The following is a 1,239-nucleotide window of genomic DNA, read 5'->3' on the forward strand; positions in this document are numbered from 1 at the left end:
CTGAAAGGTAGGCAGAGATGTCCAAAGCGAAGTTTGAGAGAACGAAGCCCCACGTGAACGTAGGCACGATTGGCCACGTGGACCACGGTAAGACGACTTTGACGGCTGCGATGACGAAGGTGATGGCCGAGAAGTTTGGTGGTGAGGTGCGGGCTTACGACCAGATCGACAATGCGCCGGAGGAGAAGGCACGTGGTATCACGATTGCCACGGCGCACGTGGAGTACGAGAGCGAGGCGCGGCACTACGCGCACGTGGACTGCCCGGGCCACGCCGACTACGTGAAGAACATGATCACGGGAGCGGCGCAGATGGACGGTGCGATCCTGGTGGTGAGTGCGGCCGACGGTCCGATGCCCCAGACCCGCGAGCACATTCTGCTGGCGCGCCAGGTGGGCGTGCCCTACATCGTGGTGTACCTGAACAAGGCGGACATGGTCGATGACGAGGAGCTTCTGGAGCTGGTGGAGATGGAGGTGCGCGATCTTCTGTCGACCTACGAGTTCCCGGGCGACGATACGCCGATCATCACCGGATCTGCGCTGAAGGCGTTCGAGGGGGATGAGTCGGACATCGGCGTGCCCTCGATCTACAAGCTGATCGAGGCGATGGACAGCTACATTCCGGAGCCCGAGCGCGCGGTGGACGGCGACTTCCTGATGCCGGTGGAGGACGTGTTCTCGATCTCCGGGCGCGGCACGGTGGTCACGGGCCGTATCGAGCGGGGCATCATCAAGGTCGGTGACGAGGTGGAGATCGTCGGTATCAAGGATACGACGAAGACGACCTGCACCGGTGTGGAGATGTTCAGGAAGCTCTTGGACGAGGGCCAGGCGGGCGACAACGTGGGCGTGCTGCTCCGCGGCACGAAGCGAGACGAGGTGGAGCGCGGCCAGGTGCTGGCGAAGCCGGGATCGATCACGCCGCACACGAAGTTCGAGGCCGAGGTGTACATCCTGACGAAGGAAGAGGGTGGACGTCACACGCCGTTCTTCAAGGGTTATCGCCCGCAGTTCTACTTCCGCACGACGGACGTGACGGGTGCGGTGGAGCTGCCGGAGGGCACCGAGATGGTGATGCCTGGCGACAACGTGAAGATGGTGGTGGAGCTGATCGCACCGATCGCCATGGAGGACGGACTGCGCTTCGCCATCCGCGAGGGCGGCCGTACCGTGGGCGCCGGCGTGGTCGCGAAAATCATCGATTAAACAATGCAGGAGGGCCTTCAGGCCCGATTCA

At 63.0% G+C, this 1,239-nt stretch carries 1 protein-coding gene; it reads left to right on the forward strand.

Features of this window, described 5'->3' with window-relative positions; translation table 11 throughout:
- The first annotated feature begins 17 nt into the window (after positions 1-17).
- The gene (tuf, locus tag ACJMKZ_RS18765) at positions 18-1,208 is read left to right on the forward strand and encodes an elongation factor Tu (RefSeq protein WP_405234762.1); all 1,191 of its coding nucleotides are present in this window, start codon (positions 18-20) and stop codon (positions 1,206-1,208) included.
- Positions 1,209-1,239: the final 31 nt, after the last annotated feature.

It is taken from the genome of Lentisalinibacter salinarum (genome assembly GCF_040706555.1).
Lineage (GTDB): Bacteria > Pseudomonadota > Gammaproteobacteria > Steroidobacterales > Woeseiaceae > Lentisalinibacter > Lentisalinibacter salinarum.

Coding starts and splice junctions, on each gene's coding strand:
- tuf (WP_405234762.1), top strand. CDS start 18: ATGTCCAAAGCGAAGTTTGAGAGAACGAAGCCCCACGTGAACGTAGGC.